The 23,690-nt window shown below is 54.3% G+C and carries 15 protein-coding genes, 2 tRNA genes, 3 rRNA genes and 1 riboswitch; of the genes, 6 read left to right on the forward strand and 14 right to left on the reverse strand.

Annotated features, from left to right (window positions below):
* Positions 1-51 precede the first annotated feature (51 nt).
* The 7 genes from AC236I_RS24405 to btuB all read right to left on the reverse strand — a co-directional run bounded on the left by AC236I_RS24405 (position 52) and on the right by btuB (position 8,260).
* Positions 52-128 (reverse strand) — tRNA-Asp (locus AC236I_RS24405).
* 54 nt (positions 129-182) lie between these two features.
* Positions 183-298 (reverse strand): 5S ribosomal RNA (gene rrf / locus AC236I_RS24410).
* A gap of 93 nt (positions 299-391) precedes the next feature.
* A 23S ribosomal RNA gene (locus tag AC236I_RS24415) occupies positions 392-3,298 on the reverse strand.
* Positions 3,299-3,516: 218 nt separating this feature from the next.
* Positions 3,517-3,592 (reverse strand) — tRNA-Glu (locus AC236I_RS24420).
* Between the two features lie 85 nt (positions 3,593-3,677).
* Positions 3,678-5,217: ribosomal RNA gene (locus AC236I_RS24425) — 16S ribosomal RNA — on the reverse strand.
* Together the 16S, 23S and 5S rRNA genes with 2 tRNA genes alongside form the textbook arrangement of a ribosomal RNA operon.
* A gap of 378 nt (positions 5,218-5,595) precedes the next feature.
* A complete protein-coding gene (gene murI / locus AC236I_RS24430) occupies positions 5,596-6,447 on the reverse strand; it encodes a glutamate racemase (protein WP_004869471.1) in 852 nt (283 codons plus the stop codon).
* Positions 6,392-8,260 (reverse strand): TonB-dependent vitamin B12 receptor BtuB, encoded by a 1,869-nt coding sequence (gene btuB / locus AC236I_RS24435; RefSeq protein WP_004869468.1) that lies wholly within the window; start codon positions 8,258-8,260, stop codon positions 6,392-6,394. The genes murI and btuB overlap by 56 nt, the downstream gene beginning before the upstream one ends.
* Before the next feature lie 67 nt (positions 8,261-8,327).
* Positions 8,328-8,507: riboswitch (cobalamin riboswitch) on the reverse strand.
* A 115-nt stretch (positions 8,508-8,622) separates the two neighbouring features.
* Between btuB and trmA the strand changes: the two genes are divergently transcribed.
* Complete coding sequence (trmA, locus tag AC236I_RS24440) at positions 8,623-9,723, forward strand: tRNA (uridine(54)-C5)-methyltransferase TrmA (RefSeq protein ID WP_137056176.1); 1,101 nt, start codon at positions 8,623-8,625, stop codon at positions 9,721-9,723.
* 55 nt (positions 9,724-9,778) lie between these two features.
* Here the strand turns inward: trmA and AC236I_RS24445 are convergent, their stop codons facing one another.
* Both AC236I_RS24445 and fabR read right to left on the reverse strand, forming a co-directional pair.
* Positions 9,779-10,138 carry a YijD family membrane protein gene (locus AC236I_RS24445; protein WP_004869462.1) on the reverse strand — a complete coding sequence of 120 codons (360 nt, stop codon included), beginning with the start codon at positions 10,136-10,138 and terminating at the stop codon, positions 9,779-9,781.
* A 15-nt stretch (positions 10,139-10,153) separates the two neighbouring features.
* Positions 10,154-10,789, reverse strand: a complete 636-nt coding sequence (gene fabR / locus AC236I_RS24450) for an HTH-type transcriptional repressor FabR (protein ID WP_004869459.1) — start codon at positions 10,787-10,789, stop codon at positions 10,154-10,156.
* A gap of 196 nt (positions 10,790-10,985) precedes the next feature.
* On the opposite strand from fabR, the gene sthA reads away from it, so the two are divergent.
* Complete coding sequence (gene sthA, locus AC236I_RS24455) at positions 10,986-12,386, forward strand: Si-specific NAD(P)(+) transhydrogenase (RefSeq protein ID WP_004869456.1); 1,401 nt, start codon at positions 10,986-10,988, stop codon at positions 12,384-12,386.
* Here sthA and oxyR read toward each other — a convergent pair.
* The 4 genes from oxyR to argC form a co-directional block, all read right to left on the reverse strand.
* Complete coding sequence (gene oxyR / locus AC236I_RS24460) at positions 12,369-13,286, reverse strand: DNA-binding transcriptional regulator OxyR (RefSeq protein ID WP_004869452.1); 918 nt, start codon at positions 13,284-13,286, stop codon at positions 12,369-12,371. The two genes, sthA and oxyR, sit on opposite strands and share 18 nt — an antisense overlap.
* A 276-nt stretch (positions 13,287-13,562) precedes the next feature.
* A complete protein-coding gene (argH, locus tag AC236I_RS24465; protein WP_015585423.1) occupies positions 13,563-14,936 on the reverse strand; it encodes an argininosuccinate lyase in 1,374 nt (457 codons plus the stop codon).
* A gap of 103 nt (positions 14,937-15,039) precedes the next feature.
* On the reverse strand, positions 15,040-15,816 hold the full coding sequence (argB, locus tag AC236I_RS24470; RefSeq protein ID WP_088402725.1) for an acetylglutamate kinase: 777 nt from the start codon (positions 15,814-15,816) through the stop codon (positions 15,040-15,042).
* Positions 15,817-15,822: 6 nt separating this feature from the next.
* Positions 15,823-16,827 (reverse strand): N-acetyl-gamma-glutamyl-phosphate reductase, encoded by a 1,005-nt coding sequence (gene argC, locus AC236I_RS24475; RefSeq protein ID WP_097358185.1) that lies wholly within the window; start codon positions 16,825-16,827, stop codon positions 15,823-15,825.
* Positions 16,828-17,005: 178 nt separating this feature from the next.
* Between argC and argE the strand changes: the two genes are divergently transcribed.
* Positions 17,006-18,157 (forward strand): acetylornithine deacetylase, encoded by a 1,152-nt coding sequence (gene argE, locus AC236I_RS24480; RefSeq protein WP_004869442.1) that lies wholly within the window; start codon positions 17,006-17,008, stop codon positions 18,155-18,157.
* Between the two features lie 255 nt (positions 18,158-18,412).
* On the forward strand, positions 18,413-21,064 hold the full coding sequence (gene ppc, locus AC236I_RS24485) for a phosphoenolpyruvate carboxylase (RefSeq protein ID WP_004869440.1): 2,652 nt from the start codon (positions 18,413-18,415) through the stop codon (positions 21,062-21,064).
* 105 nt (positions 21,065-21,169) lie between these two features.
* Here the strand turns inward: ppc and zinT are convergent, their stop codons facing one another.
* Positions 21,170-21,820 (reverse strand): metal-binding protein ZinT, encoded by a 651-nt coding sequence (zinT, locus tag AC236I_RS24490; protein ID WP_015585425.1) that lies wholly within the window; start codon positions 21,818-21,820, stop codon positions 21,170-21,172.
* A gap of 151 nt (positions 21,821-21,971) precedes the next feature.
* Here zinT and AC236I_RS24495 point away from each other — a divergent pair, with 151 nt between their 5' ends.
* Positions 21,972-22,823 carry a helix-turn-helix transcriptional regulator gene (locus AC236I_RS24495; RefSeq protein WP_182952105.1) on the forward strand — a complete coding sequence of 284 codons (852 nt, stop codon included), beginning with the start codon at positions 21,972-21,974 and terminating at the stop codon, positions 22,821-22,823.
* Between the two features lie 204 nt (positions 22,824-23,027).
* Complete coding sequence (gene fsa / locus AC236I_RS24500; protein WP_004869426.1) at positions 23,028-23,690, forward strand: fructose-6-phosphate aldolase; 663 nt, start codon at positions 23,028-23,030, stop codon at positions 23,688-23,690.

Consider the following 23,690-nt stretch of genomic DNA (forward strand, 5'->3'; position numbering starts at 1 on the left):
CTCTTACTATTAAGCCCGCTAATTAACTTAGCAGGCTTAACTTTTAATAAGTGGCGGAACGGACGGGACTCGAACCCGCGACCCCCTGCGTGACAGGCAGGTATTCTAACCGACTGAACTACCGCTCCACCGAATTTTTCTACAACTACTGATTTTTACATCAGTTTACTGCGTAATTTGATGCCTGGCAGTTCCCTACTCTCACATGGGGAGACCCCACACTACCATCGGCGCTACGGCGTTTCACTTCTGAGTTCGGCATGGGGTCAGGTGGGACCACCGCGCTATCGCCGCCAGGCAAATTCTGTTTTCACCCCGCATTTCTGCGTGATGATTTAATCTGTAATCAAGCTGAACATTCGTCTCTTCGCCAAAACAGCTTCGGCGTTGTAAGGTTAAGCCTCACGGTTCATTAGTATCGGTTAGCTCAACGTATCGCTACGCTTACACACCCGACCTATCAACGTCGTCGTCTTCAACGTTCCTTCAGGACTCTCAAGGAGTCAGGGAGAACTCATCTCGGGGCAAGTTTCGTGCTTAGATGCTTTCAGCACTTATCTTTTCCGCATTTAGCTACCGGGCAATGCCATTGGCATGACAACCCGAACACCAGTGATGCGTCCACTCCGGTCCTCTCGTACTAGGAGCAGCCCCCCTCAATTCTCCAGCGCCCACGGCAGATAGGGACCGAACTGTCTCACGACGTTCTAAACCCAGCTCGCGTACCACTTTAAATGGCGAACAGCCATACCCTTGGGACCTACTTCAGCCCCAGGATGTGATGAGCCGACATCGAGGTGCCAAACACCGCCGTCGATATGAACTCTTGGGCGGTATCAGCCTGTTATCCCCGGAGTACCTTTTATCCGTTGAGCGATGGCCCTTCCATTCAGAACCACCGGATCACTATGACCTGCTTTCGCACCTGCTCGCGCCGTCACGCTCGCAGTCAAGCTAGCTTATGCCATTGCACTAACCTCCTGATGTCCGACCAGGATTAGCTAACCTTCGTGCTCCTCCGTTACTCTTTGGGAGGAGACCGCCCCAGTCAAACTACCCACCAGACACTGTCCGCAACCCCGATTAGGGGTCTACGTTAGAACATCAAACATTAAAGGGTGGTATTTCAAGGTTGGCTCCATGCAGACTGGCGTCCACACTTCAAAGCCTCCCACCTATCCTACACATCAAGGCTCAATGTTCAGTGTCAAGCTATAGTAAAGGTTCACGGGGTCTTTCCGTCTTGCCGCGGGTACACTGCATCTTCACAGCGAGTTCAATTTCACTGAGTCTCGGGTGGAGACAGCCTGGCCATCATTACGCCATTCGTGCAGGTCGGAACTTACCCGACAAGGAATTTCGCTACCTTAGGACCGTTATAGTTACGGCCGCCGTTTACCGGGGCTTCGATCAAGAGCTTCTCCTTACGGATAACCCCATCAATTAACCTTCCGGCACCGGGCAGGCGTCACACCGTATACGTCCACTTTCGTGTTTGCACAGTGCTGTGTTTTTAATAAACAGTTGCAGCCAGCTGGTATCTTCGACTGATTTCAGCTCCATGAGCAAGTCACTTCACTTACCATCAGCGTGCCTTCTCCCGAAGTTACGGCACCATTTTGCCTAGTTCCTTCACCCGAGTTCTCTCAAGCGCCTTGGTATTCTCTACCTGACCACCTGTGTCGGTTTGGGGTACGATTCGTTGTTACCTGATGCTTAGAGGCTTTTCCTGGAAGCAGGGCATTTGTTACTTCAGCACCGTAGTGCCTCGTCATCACACCTCAGCGTTGAATAAACGACCGGATTTACCTAATCGTTCCGCCTACATGCTTAAACCGGGACAACCGTCGCCCGGCTAACATAGCCTTCTCCGTCCCCCCTTCGCAGTAACACCGAGTACAGGAATATTAACCTGTTTCCCATCGACTACGCCTTTCGGCCTCGCCTTAGGGGTCGACTCACCCTGCCCCGATTAACGTTGGACAGGAACCCTTGGTCTTCCGGCGAGCGGGCTTTTCACCCGCTTTATCGTTACTTATGTCAGCATTCGCACTTCTGATACCTCCAGCAACCCTCACAGGCCACCTTCAACGGCTTACAGAACGCTCCCCTACCCAACAACACATAGTGTCGCTGCCGCAGCTTCGGTGCATGGTTTAGCCCCGTTACATCTTCCGCGCAGGCCGACTCGACCAGTGAGCTATTACGCTTTCTTTAAATGATGGCTGCTTCTAAGCCAACATCCTGGCTGTCTGTGCCTTCCCACATCGTTTCCCACTTAACCATGACTTTGGGACCTTAGCTGGCGGTCTGGGTTGTTTCCCTCTTCACGACGGACGTTAGCACCCGCCGTGTGTCTCCCGTGATAACATTCTTCGGTATTCGTAGTTTGCATCGGGTTGGTAAGTCGGGATGACCCCCTAGCCGAAACAGTGCTCTACCCCCGAAGATGAGTTCACGAGGCGCTACCTAAATAGCTTTCGGGGAGAACCAGCTATCTCCCGGTTTGATTGGCCTTTCACCCCCAGCCACAAGTCATCCGCTAATTTTTCAACATTAGTCGGTTCGGTCCTCCAGTTAGTGTTACCCAACCTTCAACCTGCCCATGGCTAGATCACCGGGTTTCGGGTCTATACCCTGCAACTTAACGCCCAGTTAAGACTCGGTTTCCCTGCGGCTCCCCTATACGGTTAACCTTGCTACAGAATATAAGTCGCTGACCCATTATACAAAAGGTACGCAGTCACCCCATAAAGAGGCTCCCACTGCTTGTACGTACACGGTTTCAGGTTCTTTTTCACTCCCCTCGCCGGGGTTCTTTTCGCCTTTCCCTCACGGTACTGGTTCACTATCGGTCAGTCAGGAGTATTTAGCCTTGGAGGATGGTCCCCCCATATTCAGACAGGATACCACGTGTCCCGCCCTACTCTTCGAGTTCACAACGTGTGCATTTTAGTGTACGGGGCTATCACCCTGTACCGCCGGACTTTCCAGACCGTTCCACTAACACACGCGCTGATTCAGACTCTGGGCTGCTCCCCGTTCGCTCGCCGCTACTGGGGGAATCTCGGTTGATTTCTTTTCCTCGGGGTACTTAGATGTTTCAGTTCCCCCGGTTCGCTTCGTTAAGCTATGTATTCACTTAACGATAGTGCAACGAATTGCACTGGGTTTCCCCATTCGGAAATCGCCGGTTATAACGGTTCATATCACCTTACCGACGCTTATCGCAGATTAGCACGTCCTTCATCGCCTCTGACTGCCAGGGCATCCACCGTGTACGCTTAGTCGCTTAACCTCACAACCCGAAACTGTTTCGTAAAACAGTCCGCGTTGCGAAAATTTGAGAGACTCGAACACACCGCTTTTCCTCTCTTATTACGGAGAAAGGAAACAGTGTGTCGTTTCAATTTTCAGCTTGATCCAGATTTTTAAAGAGCAAATATCTCAAACGTGATTCCTGAGAATCAGTTTTGAGATATAGAGGTCGGCGACTTTCACTCACGAACCAGCAAGTGGCGTCCCCTAGGGGATTCGAACCCCTGTTACCGCCGTGAAAGGGCGGTGTCCTGGGCCTCTAGACGAAGGGGACACTGAAGTCTCAATCGCAAGACGCCTTGCTATTTACTTTTCATCAGACAATCTGTGTGAGCACTACAAAGGCAGGTTCTTTCAGGTAAGGAGGTGATCCAACCGCAGGTTCCCCTACGGTTACCTTGTTACGACTTCACCCCAGTCATGAATCACAAAGTGGTAAGCGCCCTCCCGAAGGTTAAGCTACCTACTTCTTTTGCAACCCACTCCCATGGTGTGACGGGCGGTGTGTACAAGGCCCGGGAACGTATTCACCGTAGCATTCTGATCTACGATTACTAGCGATTCCGACTTCATGGAGTCGAGTTGCAGACTCCAATCCGGACTACGACATACTTTATGAGGTCCGCTTGCTCTCGCGAGGTCGCTTCTCTTTGTATATGCCATTGTAGCACGTGTGTAGCCCTACTCGTAAGGGCCATGATGACTTGACGTCATCCCCACCTTCCTCCAGTTTATCACTGGCAGTCTCCTTTGAGTTCCCGGCCGAACCGCTGGCAACAAAGGATAAGGGTTGCGCTCGTTGCGGGACTTAACCCAACATTTCACAACACGAGCTGACGACAGCCATGCAGCACCTGTCTCAGAGTTCCCGAAGGCACCAAAGCATCTCTGCTAAGTTCTCTGGATGTCAAGAGTAGGTAAGGTTCTTCGCGTTGCATCGAATTAAACCACATGCTCCACCGCTTGTGCGGGCCCCCGTCAATTCATTTGAGTTTTAACCTTGCGGCCGTACTCCCCAGGCGGTCGACTTAACGCGTTAGCTCCGGAAGCCACTCCTCAAGGGAACAACCTCCAAGTCGACATCGTTTACAGCGTGGACTACCAGGGTATCTAATCCTGTTTGCTCCCCACGCTTTCGCACCTGAGCGTCAGTCTTTGTCCAGGGGGCCGCCTTCGCCACCGGTATTCCTCCAGATCTCTACGCATTTCACCGCTACACCTGGAATTCTACCCCCCTCTACAAGACTCAAGCCTGCCAGTTTCAAATGCAGTTCCCAGGTTGAGCCCGGGGATTTCACATCTGACTTAACAGACCGCCTGCGTGCGCTTTACGCCCAGTAATTCCGATTAACGCTTGCACCCTCCGTATTACCGCGGCTGCTGGCACGGAGTTAGCCGGTGCTTCTTCTGCGAGTAACGTCAATCGCTAAGGTTATTAACCTTAACGCCTTCCTCCTCGCTGAAAGTACTTTACAACCCGAAGGCCTTCTTCATACACGCGGCATGGCTGCATCAGGCTTGCGCCCATTGTGCAATATTCCCCACTGCTGCCTCCCGTAGGAGTCTGGACCGTGTCTCAGTTCCAGTGTGGCTGGTCATCCTCTCAGACCAGCTAGGGATCGTCGCCTAGGTGAGCCATTACCCCACCTACTAGCTAATCCCATCTGGGCACATCTGATGGCATGAGGCCCGAAGGTCCCCCACTTTGGTCTTGCGACGTTATGCGGTATTAGCTACCGTTTCCAGTAGTTATCCCCCTCCATCAGGCAGTTTCCCAGACATTACTCACCCGTCCGCCGCTCGTCACCCGAGAGCAAGCTCTCTGTGCTACCGCTCGACTTGCATGTGTTAGGCCTGCCGCCAGCGTTCAATCTGAGCCATGATCAAACTCTTCAATTTAAGTTTGATGCTCGTGAATTAAACTTCGTAATGAATTACGTGTTCACTCAGAGACTTGGTATTCATTTTTCGTCCGAGGACGTTAAGAATCCATGTCACTTTGAGTGCCCACACAGATTGTCTGATAAATTGTTAAAGAGCAGTGCGACGGCGCTGAGCGCTCTGTCGCGAGGTCCCGTATAATACGTTTTCCTCATTCAGAGTCAAGCATTTATTTTTGCTTTTATCTGTTGGCGTTCATCGCTGAACCCCGCTAACCCGGCGGCCTGTAAGCCGTTGTTCCGTGTCAGTGGAGGCGCATTATAGGGAGTTCTGAGACGTTGACAAGCCCTGTTTTAAAAAAACTTTTCAACCGTCTCTTTTTTGTGCAAAACGCCATTAAAGTGGCAGTTTTTCGAGCTTCTCAAAGCCGTAACGCTGTAAAACGGGTAAAAGTTGTTCAGTTTCTGCCGTCAGCGCCATGCAATAAGCCATATTCGGGTCACTGGATTTCGCATCTGGCGCCTCATGTTCCAGCAGCCAGACGGTACGACGAGCAATCGCAGCACCGGAATCAATCATCCGGGTACCTTCCGGCAGCACCTGCTGCAGCTCTTCCTGTAAAAGAGGAAAATGCGTGCAGCCCAGCACCACCGTATCAGGCGGCTCCGCCATTCGCAGCCACGGGCGCAGAATACGCCGCAACTCCTCCAGCGGGACCGGTTCGCCGTGCAGCTTCGCTTCCGCCAGCTCGACCAGCTCCGCGGAGCCCAGCATCTCTATTTTGCATTCATTCGCAAAGCGGCTGATCAGCTCACGCGTATAGGGGCGTTTGACCGTACCGCGCGTCGCCAGCAGGCCGACGACGCCATTCGCCGTCAAGCGGGCCGCAGGCTTAATCGCCGGGACGACGCCCACAACAGGAAAGGCGAATTTTTCACGAAGGGCGGGAAGAGAGACCGTGCTGGCGGTGTTACAGGCAATGACGGCCAGCGCCAGCGGATAACGTTGTTGAACGGCAGTGACGATTTCGAGCACGCGTTCAACGATGAATTCTTCACTCTTCTCCCCGTAAGGAAAAGCCACGTTATCGAAAGCGTAGATGTAATGCAGATTCGGCAGCAGCTGCCGAATCTCATGATAAACCGACAACCCACCGACGCCGGAGTCAAACACCAGCACGGTGGGACGTGGATCAGAAGGTGTAGCTGCCAGACAAGTAGTATTCTCGTCCTGCAGTTTGGTAGCCATAAGCTGTCTCGTAATCTTTATCGAACAGGTTAGCTATTTTACCACGAACTGTCAGGCGATCGGTGATCGGATACGCGGCAGATACATCAAGCGTGCTGTAGCTTGGCAAAATGCGCTGCGTATTATTGTACTGAGACGTGTTGTTATCGTAGCGTTTACCGTAATACTGCCACGATACATCCATATCGACGTTGAACATCGTCCAGTCCACCTGGTACTTCGCCTGTCGCTTAGAGCGTCTGGCCAGGACTTCACCATTGTCATCATTACGCGGGTCGACGTACTGCAACGTGACGCGGTGGCTGAAAATGCCGGTGTCGATATTACCGGTCCACTCAACACCTTTAATGGTTGCGGCATTGATATTGTCATACTCGCCTTCATAGGTGACAGGATCCGAGTAATAGGTAATCAGATTGGTGATCTTGTAGTGATACGCAGACAGGCGCCAGTCCAGCGGGCCGGTGAGACCGTCAAGTCCGGCTTCCCATTGTTGGGACTCTTCAGGTTTCAGGTTCGGATTTGAACTGATACCAAAACGGGTCGAACCAAACTGCTGTCCCAGTGAAGGCGCGAGGAAGCCGGTACCATAGCCGAGGGTCACGCGATAGTTTTCCACAAACTCCCAACCGGCGGTGGTCTGCCAGGTCCCGTGCCAGCCAAACTGCTCGTCATGGTCTTCGCGACCGGACGCTTCAAGCGTCACATCGCCAAACTGCTGCTGACCGGTCAGATACAGGCCGGTGTTATCACGCTTGTAGGTATCCGATATGACCGTATCCGACGAGGTCAGCCGCTGCTGTTGCCAGTCGACGCCGGCGCTCACCGAACCGTGGCCAACAATAACGTTATTGCCCCACTGCAGGTTACGCTGAGTCATCCGATCGAGCGTCGTACCATCATTGTACCGGCCGTATATGCTGCTGTAGTTGTAGTCTTTGACCTTCTGGTAGCTGGCAATCAGTTGTGAAGAGTAGATCCCGGAGCTGAATGCCAGGCCCGCGTCCCAGCTCTGGTTATAGAGCTGCTCTTCATCTGCACTGTAGGCAGGGCTGTATGGCGGGCTTCCCAGATCGTAATCGCTATTATTGGTATAGCTACGCCCGCGGAAGAAGCCATTCAGATTATCGTTAAATTTATGTTCAAGACCGCCCCAGAACGCTTTGCTGCGGAAACCATCGCGATCCTGATCGTGAGACCAGCTCGAGTCAGGCTGAACGTTAAAGCCCTTGTTGCCCTCATAGGAACCGGCGACCGTCGCCACCGTATCACCGAAACGATGGCGAAGCGTGCCGTCGTATTGCTGATAGCCTTCAGAACCGACGCCTGCGGTGACCTTAGATTCTTCTTTATCAGAATGGGTGATGACGTTAATTACGCCGCCCATCGCGCCGGAACCATAAATAGCCGAACGCGGGCCGCGGATGTATTCCACGCGTTGTACCAGAGAAAGCGGTATTTGATTGAGGTCAGGGTTGTTTGTAATACCGGGGCGCGGCATGGGAACGCCATCGATCAGCACCAGAACCTGTTTGGCCTCGGTCCCGCGGACAAATAAAGAAGAGCTCTGTCCCATCCCCCCATTCTGGGCAATATCCACCCCAGGCAGTCGACGCATAACGTCATTCAAATCCTTCGCCTGCCAGCGATCGATATCTTCCCGGGTAACTACGTCGGTCGGTGCAAGAACCGTGTTGACCGGCTGTTGAAAACGATTTGCTGTCACCACTAACGTATCTGAATTGCTGTCTTGCGCCCAGCCGGAAAATGCCGTGACGGAGAGAGCCGTCATCAGCGAAGCTTTTTTAATCATTGTAAAAGCATCCGTAACATATAAAGGATGCCGCTGGTTTCATCAGTAGCACGCGATGATAGAAACCAAATGCGACGTATTCCGGCAGGTCTTCGGGCTTGGGGCGTGTTATGGATGAGGACTTCCCACCTGACATCGGCAGTGTCTGCATAATGCGTTCATCCCACCTTCCTTACCGCTGCGCGTCAGCCCCAGATTTGCACTGGGTTCCCTTTTAACTCACAGGACCGGTTACACAATGCTATAATTAGAAACATATAGATGTCCAGACTTCTATAATTATATTTGATCCCTTCTCCGGGCTGGACATCCCCAACGCTTTCCCTACAATCCCCGCGTACTTATTTTATTCAGGATGCATCATGACCCCAGAACACCTTCCGACCGAACAATATGAAGCGCAGCTGGCAGAAAAAGTCGTCCGTCTGCAAAAAATGATGGTGCCTTTTGCCGCGCCGGTTCCGGAGGTGTTTCGTTCGCCGGTAAGTCATTATCGTATGCGTGCTGAATTCCGCCTGTGGCATGACGGTGACGACCTGTACCACATCATGTTCGATCAGCAGACGAAATCCCGGATTCGCGTCGATAGCTTCCCGGCGGCAAGTGAGCTCATCAATCAACTGATGGTCGAGATTCTTGACGGCGTGCGCGATAACCCGGTTCTGCGCCATAAACTGTTCCAGGTCGATTATCTGACGACCCTGAGCAACCAGGCCGTGGTATCGCTGCTGTACCACAAAAAACTCGACGATGAGTGGCGCCAGCAGGCCGAGATCCTGCGCGATGCGCTGCGCGCGAAAAACCTCAACGTGCATCTGATTGGCCGGGCCACCAAAACCAAAATCGAGCTCGATCAAGATTACATCGATGAGAGTCTGCCGGTTGCCGGTCGCGAAATGATCTACCGCCAGGTAGAAAACAGCTTCACTCAGCCGAATGCCGCCATGAATATCCAGATGCTGGAGTGGGCGCTGGACGCCACCAAAGAGGCGACGGGAGATTTACTGGAACTGTACTGCGGCAATGGTAACTTCTCGCTGGCCCTGGCGCGCAACTTCGATCGCGTACTGGCAACGGAAATCGCCAAACCGTCGGTCGCGGCAGCGCAGTACAACATTGCGGCTAACCATATTGATAACGTGCAGATTATCCGTATGTCGGCGGAAGAGTTTACGCAGGCCATGAACGGTGTCCGGGAGTTTAATCGTCTGCAGGGTATTGACCTGAAAAGCTATCAGTGTGAGACGATTTTTGTCGATCCGCCGCGCAGCGGGCTGGATAGTGAAACCGAGAAGATGGTGCAGGCGTACCCGCGTATTCTGTACATCTCCTGTAATCCGGAGACCCTGTGCCAGAATCTGGAAACCTTAAGCCAGACCCATGACGTCACGCGTCTGGCGCTGTTCGATCAGTTCCCGTACACCCATCATATGGAGTGCGGCGTCTTATTAACCCGCAAGTAGGCGATTTTTACAGAACCCGGCCCCACGATACTTGCCGGGTTCTGGCGTTAAGCGGTTACTCTGCCGCCGCATCCTTCCGGTTACGAATCCGGTAGCCGATCCAGAACACGGTAATCACCGACAGCACGGCCGGGAAGAAATTGGAGCCGATGTCCGGATATTCCGCGCGTACCACGGTGCTATACAGCAGAACGCCGAGAATAAAGCAGGCCGCCGCCAGGCCTGGCAGCCCCACGGGCATACTGCGGTTCTGGTAGCGCTGATGCAGACAGTAAACTGTCAGCAGCAAAGACAGAACCGGGAAGATGGAAAAGGGAACAATCGAGCTGAACAGCGCGGCGAAGGTTCCATTAATGGATAAACCAGCGATCAGCGCCAGCAGCAGCGTACCTTTATCTTGAACTGAGTGTTTCATTGCTCGTCCTTCACGTTATTCGGAATGATTTGACATTTTTTCTTGTTCGCGGCGATACCAGTAATACGCGCCTTTCGAGATCATTCTGAGCTGCAGTACCAGTCGCTCTTCCAGCTGCCGACGCTGTTCAGGACTGACGTCCAGCGCCTCAGCGCCCGCGCTGAAAACGATAGTGACCATAGCTTCAGCCTGCGCTTCGGTAAAGGCGCGCGGCATATGGTTTTCGATTTCTAAATAATCGGCAAGTTCCGCGATGAAATGTTGAATTTCACGCGCCACGGCGGCACGAAACGCCGCGGATGTGCCAGAACGTTCCCGCAACAACAGACGGAAAGCGTTTGGGTTATTACCTATAAATTCCATGAATGTGGAGACAGAGGTGCGAATCACGCTGCCGCCTTTGGCGATACGCTGCCGCGCCTGACGCATCAGCTGACGTAGCATGAGCCCGCTCTCGTCGACCATCGTCAGACCGAGTTCGTCAACATCGCGAAAATGGCGATAAAAGGACGTTGGTGCAATCCCCGCCTCGCGCGCAACTTCGCGCAAACTCAAGCTGGCGAAACTCCGCTCAGCGCTCAGCTGGCTGAATGCGGCCTCGACCAGCGAACGTCGGGTTTTCTCTTTTTGTAGCGCTCTTACGCCCATCACGATGTCTGAATCCTTCCAATAGACCTGTTGGCACTATACCAGAGATTAAAACTAATCGGTTTAGCCAGGTTTGTGAATGATTGTTTACGAGCCGAATCTGCTTTTATGCCGCAAAAAAGCACAACGATAATTGGGTTAAAGCCCGGCGAATGTTATCATCGTGTTTATTTTATGTATAAAACAGGTGAGTAATGCCATGTCACACTCTTGGGATTATGATGCAATAGTGATTGGTTCCGGCCCTGGCGGTGAAGGTGCTGCGATGGGACTGGTTAAACAGGGAGCGCGCGTCGCCGTTATTGAGCGCTATCATAACGTCGGCGGCGGCTGTACCCACTGGGGTACCATCCCGTCGAAAGCCCTCCGCCATGCCGTCAGTCGTATTATCGAGTTTAACCAAAACCCTCTCTACAGCGACCATTCCCGTCTTCTTCGTTCTTCCTTCGCCGACATTCTTAACCATGCCGACAGCGTCATTAACCAGCAGACCCATATGCGTCAGGGTTTCTATGAGCGCAACCACTGCGAAATATTGCAGGGCAACGCGCACTTTGTTGATGAACACACGCTCGCCCTGGAATGTCACGACGGCACCGTCGAAACGATCACCGCGGAGAAATTCGTCATCGCCTGCGGCTCCCGTCCGTATCATCCGGCTGATGTCGACTTTTCCCACCCGCGCCTTTACGACAGCGATTCTATTCTCAGCCTGCAGCACGAGCCCCGCCACGTCATTATCTATGGTGCCGGGGTGATTGGCTGTGAGTACGCGTCCATTTTCCGCGGTATGGAAGTCAAAGTGGACCTGATAAATACCCGCGATCGTCTGCTGGCATTCCTCGATCAGGAGATGTCCGACTCCCTCTCCTACCACTTCTGGAACAGCGGTGTGGTTATTCGCCACAACGAAGAGTACGAGAAGATTGAAGGCGTTGATGACGGCGTGATCATGCATTTGAAATCGGGTAAAAAACTAAAAGCAGATTGCCTGCTGTACGCCAACGGGCGTACCGGTAACACCGATTCCCTGGCACTGGAAAATATTGGTCTGAAAACCGATAGCCGCGGTCAGCTCAAGGTCAACAGCATGTATCAGACCGCGCTGCCACATATCTATGCCGTAGGCGACGTCATCGGTTATCCAAGTCTGGCATCAGCCGCTTACGATCAGGGTCGCATCGCCGCGCAGGCGCTGATTAAAGGTGAGGCTTCTGCCCATCTGATCGAGGATATCCCCACCGGCATCTATACCATCCCGGAAATCAGCTCCGTCGGTAAAACCGAGCAGCAGCTGACCGCCATGAAGGTACCGTACGAAGTGGGCCGCGCGCAGTTTAAACATCTGGCACGGGCGCAAATCGTCGGCATGAGCGTGGGCACGCTGAAGATCCTGTTCCATCGGGAAACGAAAGAGATCCTTGGGATTCATTGCTTTGGCGAGCGCGCGGCCGAGATTATTCATATCGGCCAGGCGATTATGGAGCAAAAAGGTGGTGGCAACACCATTGAGTACTTCGTCAACACCACCTTTAACTACCCGACCATGGCGGAAGCCTATCGGGTTGCCGCGCTAAACGGCTTAAACCGCCTGTTTTAACGCTTTGTCGAAATGGCCATCCATGGTGCTGCGGATGGCCTCCGCCAGATGTTCGTAGCGGCTGCGCAGCGGGGAACCGGGGCGGTAAACCAACCCGATCGTTCGTCTCGGTTCCGGCTTAATGCACGGAATATAGACCACGCCATCGCGTTTTCTCTCCTGCGGCACCGCTAACGCCGGCAGCAGCGTGATCCCGCTGCCTGCGGCCACCATGTTACGCAGCGTTTCGAGACTGGTCGCGCGGAAATGCGTATCTTCATCCGCACCGGCCTCAAAACAGAACCCCATCGCCTGATCGCGCAGGCAGTGGCCATCTTCCAGCATCAGCAGCTTCTCCCCGGCCAAATCGGACATCGGCACGCGATCGCGATTTGCCCACGGGTGATCTTCGTAGATTGCCAGCATCATCGGCTCGTCAAACAGCGGCACCTCGATAAAGGCCTCGCTCTCTTTCACCAGCGCGAGGATCGCGCAGTCCAGCTTGCCGCTGTCCAGCTGGGCCAGCAGCTGATGCGTTTGGGCTTCATGCAGGTACATTTCCAGCTTGGGAAACGTCTGGTGCAGCATCGGTATGATTTGTGGCAACAGGTAAGGACCAATGGTCGGAATCAGGCCAATATGCAGCGGCCCGGACATGGTTTCACCCTGTTGACTTGCCATTTCCTTGAGCACTTTGACTTCGCGTAACACGGTACGCGCCTGATCCACCAGCAACAGTCCGGCCTGGGTAAACAGAACCTTACGGCTGGTGCGCTCCAGCAACATGACCCCAAGTTCATCCTCCAGCTTGCGAATTTGTCCGCTAAGCGTGGGTTGGCTGACGTGGCAGGAGTCCGCCGCGCGCCGGAAGTGGCGGTGCTCGGCTAGCGCAACCAGGTATTCAAGATCGCGAATATTCATTATTCATCCTCCGTCGCCATGATAGTTCATGGCGATAGATAGCATAGCAACGAACGATTATCCCTATCAAGTTTTCTGTTCAATAATAAACCCAGAAACGAGGCAAAAGTCAGAAAATCACGACATTGCCTCAGCATATTCCCTGACCAGATAACTAAAGCCAACGTGAACTTTTGCGGACCTTGTGTCCGCTTTTTTTTGCATAAAAAAGCCCGGACATAGCCCGAGCCTCTTTTCTCACTCATCCCACTGGAATCATTCAGGAGCGGCGAGGATTTACACCAGACGCTGTTTCGCGTCAGCAATCGCCTGGGCAACCTGCTTCGGCGAGACGCCGCCTTTTGCCGAGCGCTTATCCAGACAAGACTGCAGCGACAGAATCGGATAGACATCGTCGGCAATCACGCTGCTAAACTTCTGCAGGTCGGCCAGCGCCAGATCTTCCAGCGGTTTGCCCTGGGCGATCGCTTCAACAACCGCTTCCCCGACAATATGGTGCGCTTCACGGAACGGTACGCCTTTTGCAACCAGATAATCCGCCAGTTCGGTCGCATTTGCGTAGCCCTGCTGCGCCGCCTCTTCACAACGCGGACGCTTGACCTGAATACCATCCAGCACCAGCGTCGCCATATGCAGGCAGTCAAGCCAGGTATCGAGCGCGTCGAACAGCCCTTCTTTGTCTTCCTGCATATCTTTATTGTAGGCCAGCGGCAGACCTTTCAGAGTCATCATCATTCCGGTCAGGGCACCCTGAACACGGCCACATTTTCCGCGGATAAGTTCGAGCGCATCCGGATTCTTTTTCTGTGGCATCAGCGAGGAACCGGAGGTAACGCGATCGGATAATTCAATAAAACCGGCTTCGCCCGTATTAAAGAAAATCAGATCTTCGGCGAAACGTGACAGGTGAACCATGCCAATCGACGCATCGGAGAGCAGCTCCAGTACGTGGTCACGGTCAGAAACGCTGTCCAGGCTATTGCGGGTCGCCGAAGCAAAACCCAGCCAGTCAGCCAGCTGCTCGCGATCGATATCATAGGCGGTACCCGCCAGCGCACCGCAGCCCAGAGGGCTGACGTCCAGACGCTTAAGGGTATCCTGCAGGCGGCTTTCATCCCGCGCCAGCATCTCAACGTAGGCCAGGCACCAGTGGGCGAACGTCACCGGCTGCGCACGCTGCAGGTGGGTATAACCCGGCATAACGGCATCCTGGTTGTTCTGCGCCGTATCCACCAGCGCGCTTTGCAGCTGGCGGTTCGCAGAGAGTAGCTCCGCAACGGTATCTTTACACCACAGCTTCAGGTCGGTTGCGACCTGATCGTTACGGCTCCGCCCGGTATGCAATTTTTTACCCAGCTGGCCCACTTTGTCGATCAGTTTACCTTCCACCCAGCTGTGGATATCTTCCGCATCGCTTGCAAGAATTTGCTGCGGATTCGCCCGCACCTCTTCCAGCAGCACGCTGAGCGCCTCTTCCAGCTGCTGCTGCTCAGCGGCACTCAGAACGCCCACCGTCACCAGCGCTTTAGACCAGGCAACAGAGCCAACGATATCCTGCTCCGCCAGGCGATAGTCGAAGCGCAAAGAGTCGTTGAACTGCTTGAACCGCTGATCTGCTGCCTGAGTAAAACGCCCGCCCCAAAGTGCCATAACCATTTTCCTTAAATTCGTTTAGTTCTGCCGGGTGACGCTTCGCTAACCCGACCTACAGTCTTGTAGGCCCGGCCAGCAATACGCCGCCGGGCATGAAATATTAAGCCAGAATACGCGTGCCGATAGGCGTGCCATTAAATAATGCCGGCAGCTGTTCCGCGTGACGCCAGGAGGCGATATCCACCGGGCGTCCCAGCGCGCGCGCCGCATCCAGCGCGGCATTCACCTTGACGATCATGCCGTCAGTGATAATGCCTTGTTCGATCAGCTGCTCCGCCTTCGCCGCGGTCATCTCCGCGATGCGCTGGCCTTTACCATCGAGAATACCGCTGACATCGGAAAGCAGAATCAGATCCGCGCCGAGGGTCGCCGCCAGCGCAGTGGCCGCCTGGTCAGCATTCACGTTCATCAGCTCTCCTTCATCGGTCACGCCGATCGAACTGACTACCGGCAGGTAGCCGCCGGCCAGCAGGGTGTTAATCAGCGCCGGCGATCCCGGCTGCGCCAGGCCAACGTGGCCCAGATCTTCATCAAGCTGAGTGACCTTCACGCTATCACCATCGCCAAGGAAAAGGCCAACGGACATAATATGGTGTTTCTTCGCCCATGCCAGCAGCGTCTTATTCGCGGTTCCCGCCAGCGCACCGGTAATAATGTCGATCTGATCCGCAGGCGTCACCCGCAGACCGTTTTTCTTGTTCACCGGCAGGTTGAGCTGCTTCATCAGCTCATCCACCACACAGCCGCCGCCGTGAACAATAACCAGCGGGCGATGATGCGTTTCACGATAATTGACCAGCGCGGTAAACAGACGCTCCAGCGCTTCTTCGCTGTCGAGTAAAACGCCGCCGAGTTTGATAATTAATGGGTTCATCATCACACCTTAAATAAGAGACTGCGTTTCAGCGAAGCCGAAACGAATATTCGCGCACTGTACTGCCTGTGCTGCCGCGCCTTTCAGCAGGTTATCTTCCGCCGCCACCACGATGATATGCTGGTCCTGAACCGCAAAACCGATATCACAGAATGGCAGACCTACGACGTTTTTCAATGCGGGCACGCCTTTATCGTATAAACGTACCAATGGCTTATCGGCATACGCCTGCTGGAACACACCGGCAACCTGCTCTTTGCTGACGCCCGGCTTCAGGCGGCAGGTAATGGTTTCCAGAATCCCACGTTTAAAGTTGCCGAGATGAGGCGTAAAAATCACCTCTGCGCCAAGATGGGTCGAGATTTCCGGGTGGTGACGATGGTTGAACACGCCATACGGCTGCAGACTGACTTCACAGAAGCTATTGCCGATGGCCGCTTTACGTCCCGCACCGCTGACGCCGCTGGTGGCGTTGATCACCGGCCACTGGGTAAGATCCAGCAGGTCCGCATCGATCAACGGCTTCAGCGACAGCTGAGCCGCCGTTGGATAGCAGCCCGGTACGGCGACCAGATTCGCCTCTTTCAGTTTGTCGACGCTCCACTCTGCCAGGCCATATACCGCCTGCTCAAGCAGGGCCGGATGCTGATGAGTAAAGCCGTAATATTTTTCGTAGAACGCACCGTCATTTACGCGGAAGGCGCCGGATAAGTCGAACACCACGCAGCCTGCGGCAAGGAACTGCGGCGCCAGCTCGTGGCTCACTTCATGGGCGGTAGCGAGGAAGACGACATCCACCCCGGCGCTAAATTCGCTGATATCTGACATCGGCTGCAGCGGTAAATCCACAATGCCTTTCAGCTGCGGATGCAAATCGGAAATTGATTTCCCTGCATCATTGCTTTGCGCGGAGACCGTCAAAGCGGTTATGGTCATATGAGGATGGCGATTTACATAGGTCACTAGCTCTGCGCCGGCATAACCGCTGGCACCCACAATCAGCGTCTTCAACATCGGGGCTCTTCACCTTCTTACGTCATATTTGTCCAGGAAGCATTTCTCTTCCTCACCCTGTTAAGCCGTAAGCACTTTCCCTACATTTTATGGGTTTTCTTACGCTCAACGATAATGTATTTTTATTCACTAATACTGCATGAATATTGATACTATCATGACCCGAGGTGTGTCAACAATGAAAAACAATTTACCACCCTTTATCGAGATTTACCGCGCATTGATCGCCACACCTTCCATCAGCGCAACCGAAGAGGCGCTGGATCAAAGTAATGAGACTTTAATCAATTTACTCGCCGGCTGGTTCCGCGAAATCGGCTTCAATGTCGAAGTGCAGCCGGTGCCAGATACGCGCAACAAATTCAATATGCTGGCCAGTACCGGCCACGGCGCTGGCGGCCTGCTTCTCGCCGGCCATACGGATACCGTTCCCTTTGATGACGGCCGCTGGACCCGCGATCCTTTCACCCTCACCGAGCACGAAAACAAGCTGTACGGCCTCGGCACCGCCGACATGAAAGGCTTTTTTGCCTTTATTCTTGATGCACTGCGCGATGTCGATGTCAGTAAGCTGAAAAAGCCGCTCTACATCCTGGCTACCGCCGATGAAGAGACCAGCATGGCCGGCGCCCGTTACTTTGCCGAAACGACCCTGCTACGCCCGGATTGCGCCATCATCGGCGAACCAACCTCTCTGCAGCCGGTACGCGCGCACAAAGGCCATATGTCCAACGCCATCCGTATCCAGGGGCAGTCCGGCCACTCCAGCGATCCGGCGCGCGGCGTCAACGCCATTGAGCTGATGCACGATGCCATTGGTCGCATCATGCAGCTGCGCGACTCGCTGAAAGAGCGCTATCACTACGATGCCTTCACCGTACCCTATCCGACGCTCAACCTCGGGGCTATCCATGGCGGCGACGCGTCAAACCGAATCTGCGCCTGCTGCGAGCTGCATATGGATATTCGCCCGCTTCCGGGCATGACGCTCAACGATCTCAACGGACTGCTGGATGAAGCGCTGGCACCGGTTAGCGAACGCTGGCCGGGTCGCCTGACCGTCTCCGAGCTGCATCCGCCGATTCCGGGTTACGAATGCCCGCCGGACCACCGGCTGGTCCAGGTCGTTGAAAAGCTACTCGGCGCACAAACTGAAGTCGTGAACTACTGCACCGAAGCGCCGTTTATTCAGACGCTCTGCCCGACGCTGGTTTTAGGTCCAGGCTCTATTAATCAGGCCCACCAGCCGGATGAATATCTGGAAACCCGCTTTATCAAGCCGACCCGTGAGCTGATTACGCAGGTTGTCCACCATTTCTGCTGGCACTAAAAGCCAGCGGATCCCGCCCCTTTTCCTGGGGCGGGACGGTGATTCTGGTCACATTTCCATAAGCAACGCTTATCAAGCGACGTCTGAGTTAAATTTCGCAAATTGCCGCCATTTATTCGTTTGCTGAAGCGATTTCGCAACAATTGACGTGGGGGTTTTTACGTGGCTTTATAAAAGACGGCTGCTTATCCGCCGCTCAACGTTGCAGAGTGCCGGGTATAACAAAATAAAATGAGATGGGGTGTCTGGGGTAACATGAACGAACAATATTCCGCTTTGCGTAGTAATGTCAGTATGCTCGGTAAGGTGCTAGGCGATACCATCAAGGATGCACTGGGAGAGAACATTCTTGATCGTGTCGAAACTATCCGTAAATTGTCCAAGTCTTCTCGCGCCGGCAATGAAGCCAATCGCCAGGAATTGCTCACCACGCTGCAAAACTTGTCCAACGACGAGCTGCTGCCGGTCGCTCGCGCCTTCAGCCAGTTCCTGAACCTGGCGAATACGGCGGAGCAGTACCACAGTATTTCGCCAAACGGCGAAGCGGCCAGCAATCCGGAAGTGATTGCCCGCACCCTGAGAAAACTCAAAGACCAACCTCATCTCAACGAAGACACCATTAAAAAAGCGGTGGAGTCCCTGTCTCTGGAGCTGGTGTTAACCGCTCACCCCACCGAGATCACCCGCCGTACGCTGATCCACAAAATGGTGGAAGTGAACAACTGCCTGAAGCAGCTTGATAATAAAGATATCGCGGATTACGAACACCATCAGCTGATGCGCCGTCTGCGCCAGCTGATCGCCCAGTCATGGCATACGGATGAAATCCGTAAGTACCGCCCGACCCCGGTTGATGAAGCGAAATGGGGTTTTGCCGTTGTTGAAAACAGCCTGTGGGAAGGGGTACCAAACTACCTGCGCGAGCTGAATGAACAGCTGGAAGAGAACCTCAACTATCAGCTGCCGGTTGACTTTGTACCGGTGCGCTTCACCTCCTGGATGGGTGGTGACCGCGACGGTAACCCTAATGTGACCGCCGATATCACCCGTCAGGTGCTGCTGCTGAGCCGCTGGAAAGCCACCGACCTGTTCCTGAAAGATATTCAGCTGCTGATTTCCGAACTGTCGATGGTCGAATGTACCGACGAACTGCGGGAGCTGGCCGGTGCGGAAGGCGCGCAGGAACCGTATCGTTATCTGATGAAAAAACTGCGTACCCAGCTGATGGAAACCCAGGCCTGGCTGGAAGCTCGCCTGAAAGGACAGAAGCTGCCGAAACCTGTCGGCCTGATTACCCAGAACGAACAGCTGTGGGAACCGCTTTATGCCTGCTATAAGTCGCTACAGTCCTGCGGCATGGGCATTATCGCCAACGGCGAACTGCTCGATACCCTGCGCCGCGTGAAATCGTTCGGCGTACCGCTCGTGCGTATCGATATTCGTCAGGAAAGCACCCGCCATACCGAAGCGCTGGGGGAGATGACCCGCTATCTCGGCATCGGTGATTACGAAAGCTGGTCAGAAGCCGACAAACAGGCCTTCCTGATCCGCGAACTGAACTCCAAACGCCCGCTGCTGCCACGTCAGTGGGAGCCAAGCAATGAAACCCGCGAAGTGCTCGATACCTGCCGGGTGATCGCCGAAGCGCCGCACGGATCCATCGCCGCTTACGTGATCTCCATGGCGAAGACGCCATCCGATGTGCTGGCGGTTCACCTGCTGCTGAAAGAGTCCGGTATCGGCTTTGCTCTGCCGGTTGCACCGCTGTTTGAAACCCTGGACGATCTGAACAACGCCAATGACGTAATGACCCAGCTGCTGAACATCGACTGGTATCGCGGCTTTATTCAGGGCAAACAGATGGTCATGATCGGCTACTCCGATTCGGCGAAAGATGCCGGCGTGATGGCCGCGTCCTGGGCGCAATACCAGGCGCAGGATGCGTTGATCAAAACCTGCGAAAAAGCCGGTATTGAACTGACGCTGTTCCACGGACGCGGCGGCTCTATCGGTCGCGGCGGCGCCCCGGCGCACGCGGCGCTGCTTTCTCAGCCTCCGGGAAGCCTGAAAGGCGGCCTGCGCGTGACGGAACAGGGCGAGATGATCCGCTTTAAATACGGTCTGCCGGAAGTCACCATCAGCAGTCTGTCGCTGTACACCAGCGCAGTCCTGGAGGCCAACCTGCTGCCGCCGCCGGAACCCAAACCGGAATGGCGTCACATCATGGCCGAGCTGTCGGACATCTCTTGTGACATGTATCGTGGCTACGTGCGTGAAAATAAAGACTTTGTCCCTTATTTCCGCTCCGCAACGCCGGAGCAGGAACTGGGCAAACTGCCGCTCGGCTCGCGTCCGGCAAAACGTCGCGCCACCGGTGGCGTCGAGTCCCTGCGCGCTATTCCATGGATTTTCGCCTGGACCCAGAACCGCCTGATGTTGCCGGCCTGGCTGGGCGCAGGTACCGCGCTGCAAAAAGTGGTAGAAGATGGCAAGCAGAGCGAGCTGGAAACCATGTGTCGCGACTGGCCGTTCTTCTCTACCCGTCTGGGCATGCTGGAAATGGTGTTCTCGAAGGCTGACCTGTGGCTGGCGGAATACTACGATCAGCGTCTGGTGAAACCGGAGCTATGGAAACTGGGCGCGGAGCTGCGTGAGCTGCTGTCCAACGGGATCAAAGTGGTGCTCGATATTGCAAACGACTCCCACCTGATGGCCGACCTGCCGTGGATCGCCGAATCTATCCAGCTGCGTAACATCTATACCGACCCGCTGAACGTCCTGCAGGCAGAACTGCTGCACCGTTCGCGTCTGGCGGAAGAAGAAGGTAAAGAGCCGGATCCGCGCGTCGAACAAGCGCTGATGGTCACCATCGCGGGCGTTGCCGCAGGTATGCGCAACACGGGCTAATTTATCAGCCGTTCCCGGTAAGACGATATTTACCGGGAAAAAACCGGATCGCGCCCGATCCGGTTACGCTTTCCCCGGTCCGCATCACGCGGCCGGGGATTTTTATTAATGGTGCAGCATTTCGTCGACAATCTGCTCTTTATGCAGAGCATAAGGATAATACGTCGGCCAGTTATCCATCTCTTTCAGTAGGGCCTCCTGCGAGTCATTGCCCATGAAGATATGGAAATGCTGTGATTTACGCGGTGCGATAATATGATCGCTGAACTGAACAAATTTCGGCGCTTTTGATTCCGCCTGCTGACATTCGAACAGGTAACGCACGCCTTTCTTGCCGGAAGCATAGGTCAGGATCTTATAGCCGGAATAGGTGTATTTACAGGCATTAACGGTTTTGCCAACGTGGAACTCCATCACGTTATCTTCGATCCCAATCTGGTCCACATCGGTGGCATACCCTTTCTTATAATATTCCCGATATTCCGCCACGCTCTTGCCGCCCGCTTTTTTGGCTTTTTGCTCCAGCACCGGATCCAAATCCCCCTTCAGCAGATACGGATTCACCGACTGCCAGATCCCATCCCAGTCGCTCAGCGCCCGATCTTTAACGTCGGCATCGGCAAAAATACCCTCGCTGGCCTTCACCTCCGCCTCCGTTAACGCGGGGCCATGGCTATGGTGGCCGTGAGCAAAGGTCTGAGCACTGGCTAACAGCATGCCAACCCCCAGCGCAAGGGCAGAAATCTTTTTGGTCATCACTCTCTCCTGAGTTAACATTTGCAATGTTATGTTACGATATAACATATCATGTATAATCTGCAATACGATTCCCCTTCATTACCCTCTGCTTTTACCCTTTCCACGCTGTCCGGTATGATAAAAATGTGGCGCCTTCTACGGAGCAAGAATGGATACCGACCTCAATCAGCACATCGACGCGTTAATCAAAAGCCCGGCGACGATCCGGCAGATCCGATTTGCCACCGACAGCCGTCCGGCTTCCGGTAACGTGCAGAAGGCGGATTTTCCACGCCTCGACATCATGCTTGATGGGCAGCTTCACGATGCCGGTATCAAAGCCGATCCGCCCGTGCTGTCCCGGCATGACGTGCTGTTTATTCACGCCGGCGGATGGCATTCTCCCCGTTGGCAGTCGCCCTGTACCGTTCTGAGCATTGTGTTTGGCAAGCAGCAGTTAGAGCTCACCCTGACGCGCTGGAACGGCAGTATGGTGAATGTTGAGGAGAGGCTTCAGGTACCGCGCCGCGGCCCCCGGACCGGCTCCTTCCTGCTCCAGGCGCTCAATGAGATGCAGATGCAACCGCAGGAACAACACACCGCGAGATACATCGTTATCAGCCTGCTGAGCCACTGCGCCGACCTGCTTGGTAGCCAGGTGCAAACCGCCTCCCGAAGTCAGGCGCTCTTTGAAGCGATCCGCAAATACATCGACGCTCGCTTTGCCGAACCGTTAACCCGCGAATCGGTGGCACAGGAATTTTATCTCTCGCCAAACTATCTCTCCCATCTGTTCCAGAAATGCGGGCCCATGGGGTTTAACGAGTATCTGAATCACATCCGACTTGAGCAGGCCCGAATGCTGTTAAAAGGCCACGACATGAAAATCAAAGATGTCGCTCACGCCTGTGGTTTTGTCGACAGCAACTATTTCTGCCGTCTGTTTCGCAAGAATACCGAGCGTTCTCCCTCCGAGTATCGCCGCCAGTATCACAGCCAGCTGACGGAGAAGCCGCGCTAAGCAGAAACTAGATTTTTGTAAGTAAGCCATCGCGTTTTTACGCTCGCCCTGCCCAGGTTCGCCAGATATAGCTGGAAAATGTGATCTAAATCATCCTTACCCGCAATGCGTACATTTATCCAGTTTTTGGCAAATTTGTCATCTGGCGACCCGCCGAGGAGAAGCCGTATCCTTACCTCAACATCACTGAATTGAGGAAAGGCTATGGAACTCTATCTGGACACCGCGAACGTAGCAGAAGTTGAACGTCTGGCACGAATCTATCCGCTGGCCGGAGTGACCACCAACCCGAGCATTATCGCCGCAGGCAAAACGCCGATCTGGGATGTTCTCCCGCGTCTGCAAAAGGCCATTGGAGCCGATGGAACGCTGTTTGCCCAGACGATGAGTCGCGATGCTGAGGGCATGGTGGCGGAAGCCAAACGGTTGAGTAATGCCGTTCCGGGCATCGTGGTTAAAATCCCGGTCACCGCTGAAGGCCTCGCCGCTATCAAATTACTGAAGAAAGAAGGCATCCCGACGCTGGGTACCGCGGTCTATAGCGCCGCGCAGGGGCTGCTGGCAGCGCTGGCGGGGGCAAAATATGTTGCCCCTTATGTCAACCGCGTCGATGCCCAGGGGGGGGACGGGATTCGCATGGTGCAGGAGCTGCAATCCCTGCTGGAACAGCACGCGCCGGGGAGCAAAGTGCTGGCCGCCAGCTTTAAAACTCCGCGTCAGGCGCTGGATTGCCTGCTGACCGGCTGTGAAGCTATCACCCTTCCCTTAGACGTAGCGCAACAAATGCTCGGCACCCCTGCGGTAGAGTCAGCCATAGAGAAGTTTGAGCAAGACTGGAATAACGCTTTTGGCAATCTGAACCTGTAA

It is taken from the genome of Klebsiella sp. Sb-30 (assembly GCF_057652795.1).

Coding starts and splice junctions, on each gene's coding strand:
- murI (WP_004869471.1), bottom strand. CDS start 6,447: ATGGCTACCAAACTGCAGGACGAGAATACTACTTGTCTGGCAGCTACA.
- btuB (WP_004869468.1), bottom strand. CDS start 8,260: ATGATTAAAAAAGCTTCGCTGATGACGGCTCTCTCCGTCACGGCATTT.
- trmA (WP_137056176.1), top strand. CDS start 8,623: ATGACCCCAGAACACCTTCCGACCGAACAATATGAAGCGCAGCTGGCA.
- AC236I_RS24445 (WP_004869462.1), bottom strand. CDS start 10,138: ATGAAACACTCAGTTCAAGATAAAGGTACGCTGCTGCTGGCGCTGATC.
- sthA (WP_004869456.1), top strand. CDS start 10,986: ATGTCACACTCTTGGGATTATGATGCAATAGTGATTGGTTCCGGCCCT.
- oxyR (WP_004869452.1), bottom strand. CDS start 13,286: ATGAATATTCGCGATCTTGAATACCTGGTTGCGCTAGCCGAGCACCGC.
- argH (WP_015585423.1), bottom strand. CDS start 14,936: ATGGCACTTTGGGGCGGGCGTTTTACTCAGGCAGCAGATCAGCGGTTC.
- argB (WP_088402725.1), bottom strand. CDS start 15,816: ATGATGAACCCATTAATTATCAAACTCGGCGGCGTTTTACTCGACAGC.
- argC (WP_097358185.1), bottom strand. CDS start 16,827: ATGTTGAAGACGCTGATTGTGGGTGCCAGCGGTTATGCCGGCGCAGAG.
- argE (WP_004869442.1), top strand. CDS start 17,006: ATGAAAAACAATTTACCACCCTTTATCGAGATTTACCGCGCATTGATC.
- ppc (WP_004869440.1), top strand. CDS start 18,413: ATGAACGAACAATATTCCGCTTTGCGTAGTAATGTCAGTATGCTCGGT.
- zinT (WP_015585425.1), bottom strand. CDS start 21,820: ATGACCAAAAAGATTTCTGCCCTTGCGCTGGGGGTTGGCATGCTGTTA.
- AC236I_RS24495 (WP_182952105.1), top strand. CDS start 21,972: ATGGATACCGACCTCAATCAGCACATCGACGCGTTAATCAAAAGCCCG.
- fsa (WP_004869426.1), top strand. CDS start 23,028: ATGGAACTCTATCTGGACACCGCGAACGTAGCAGAAGTTGAACGTCTG.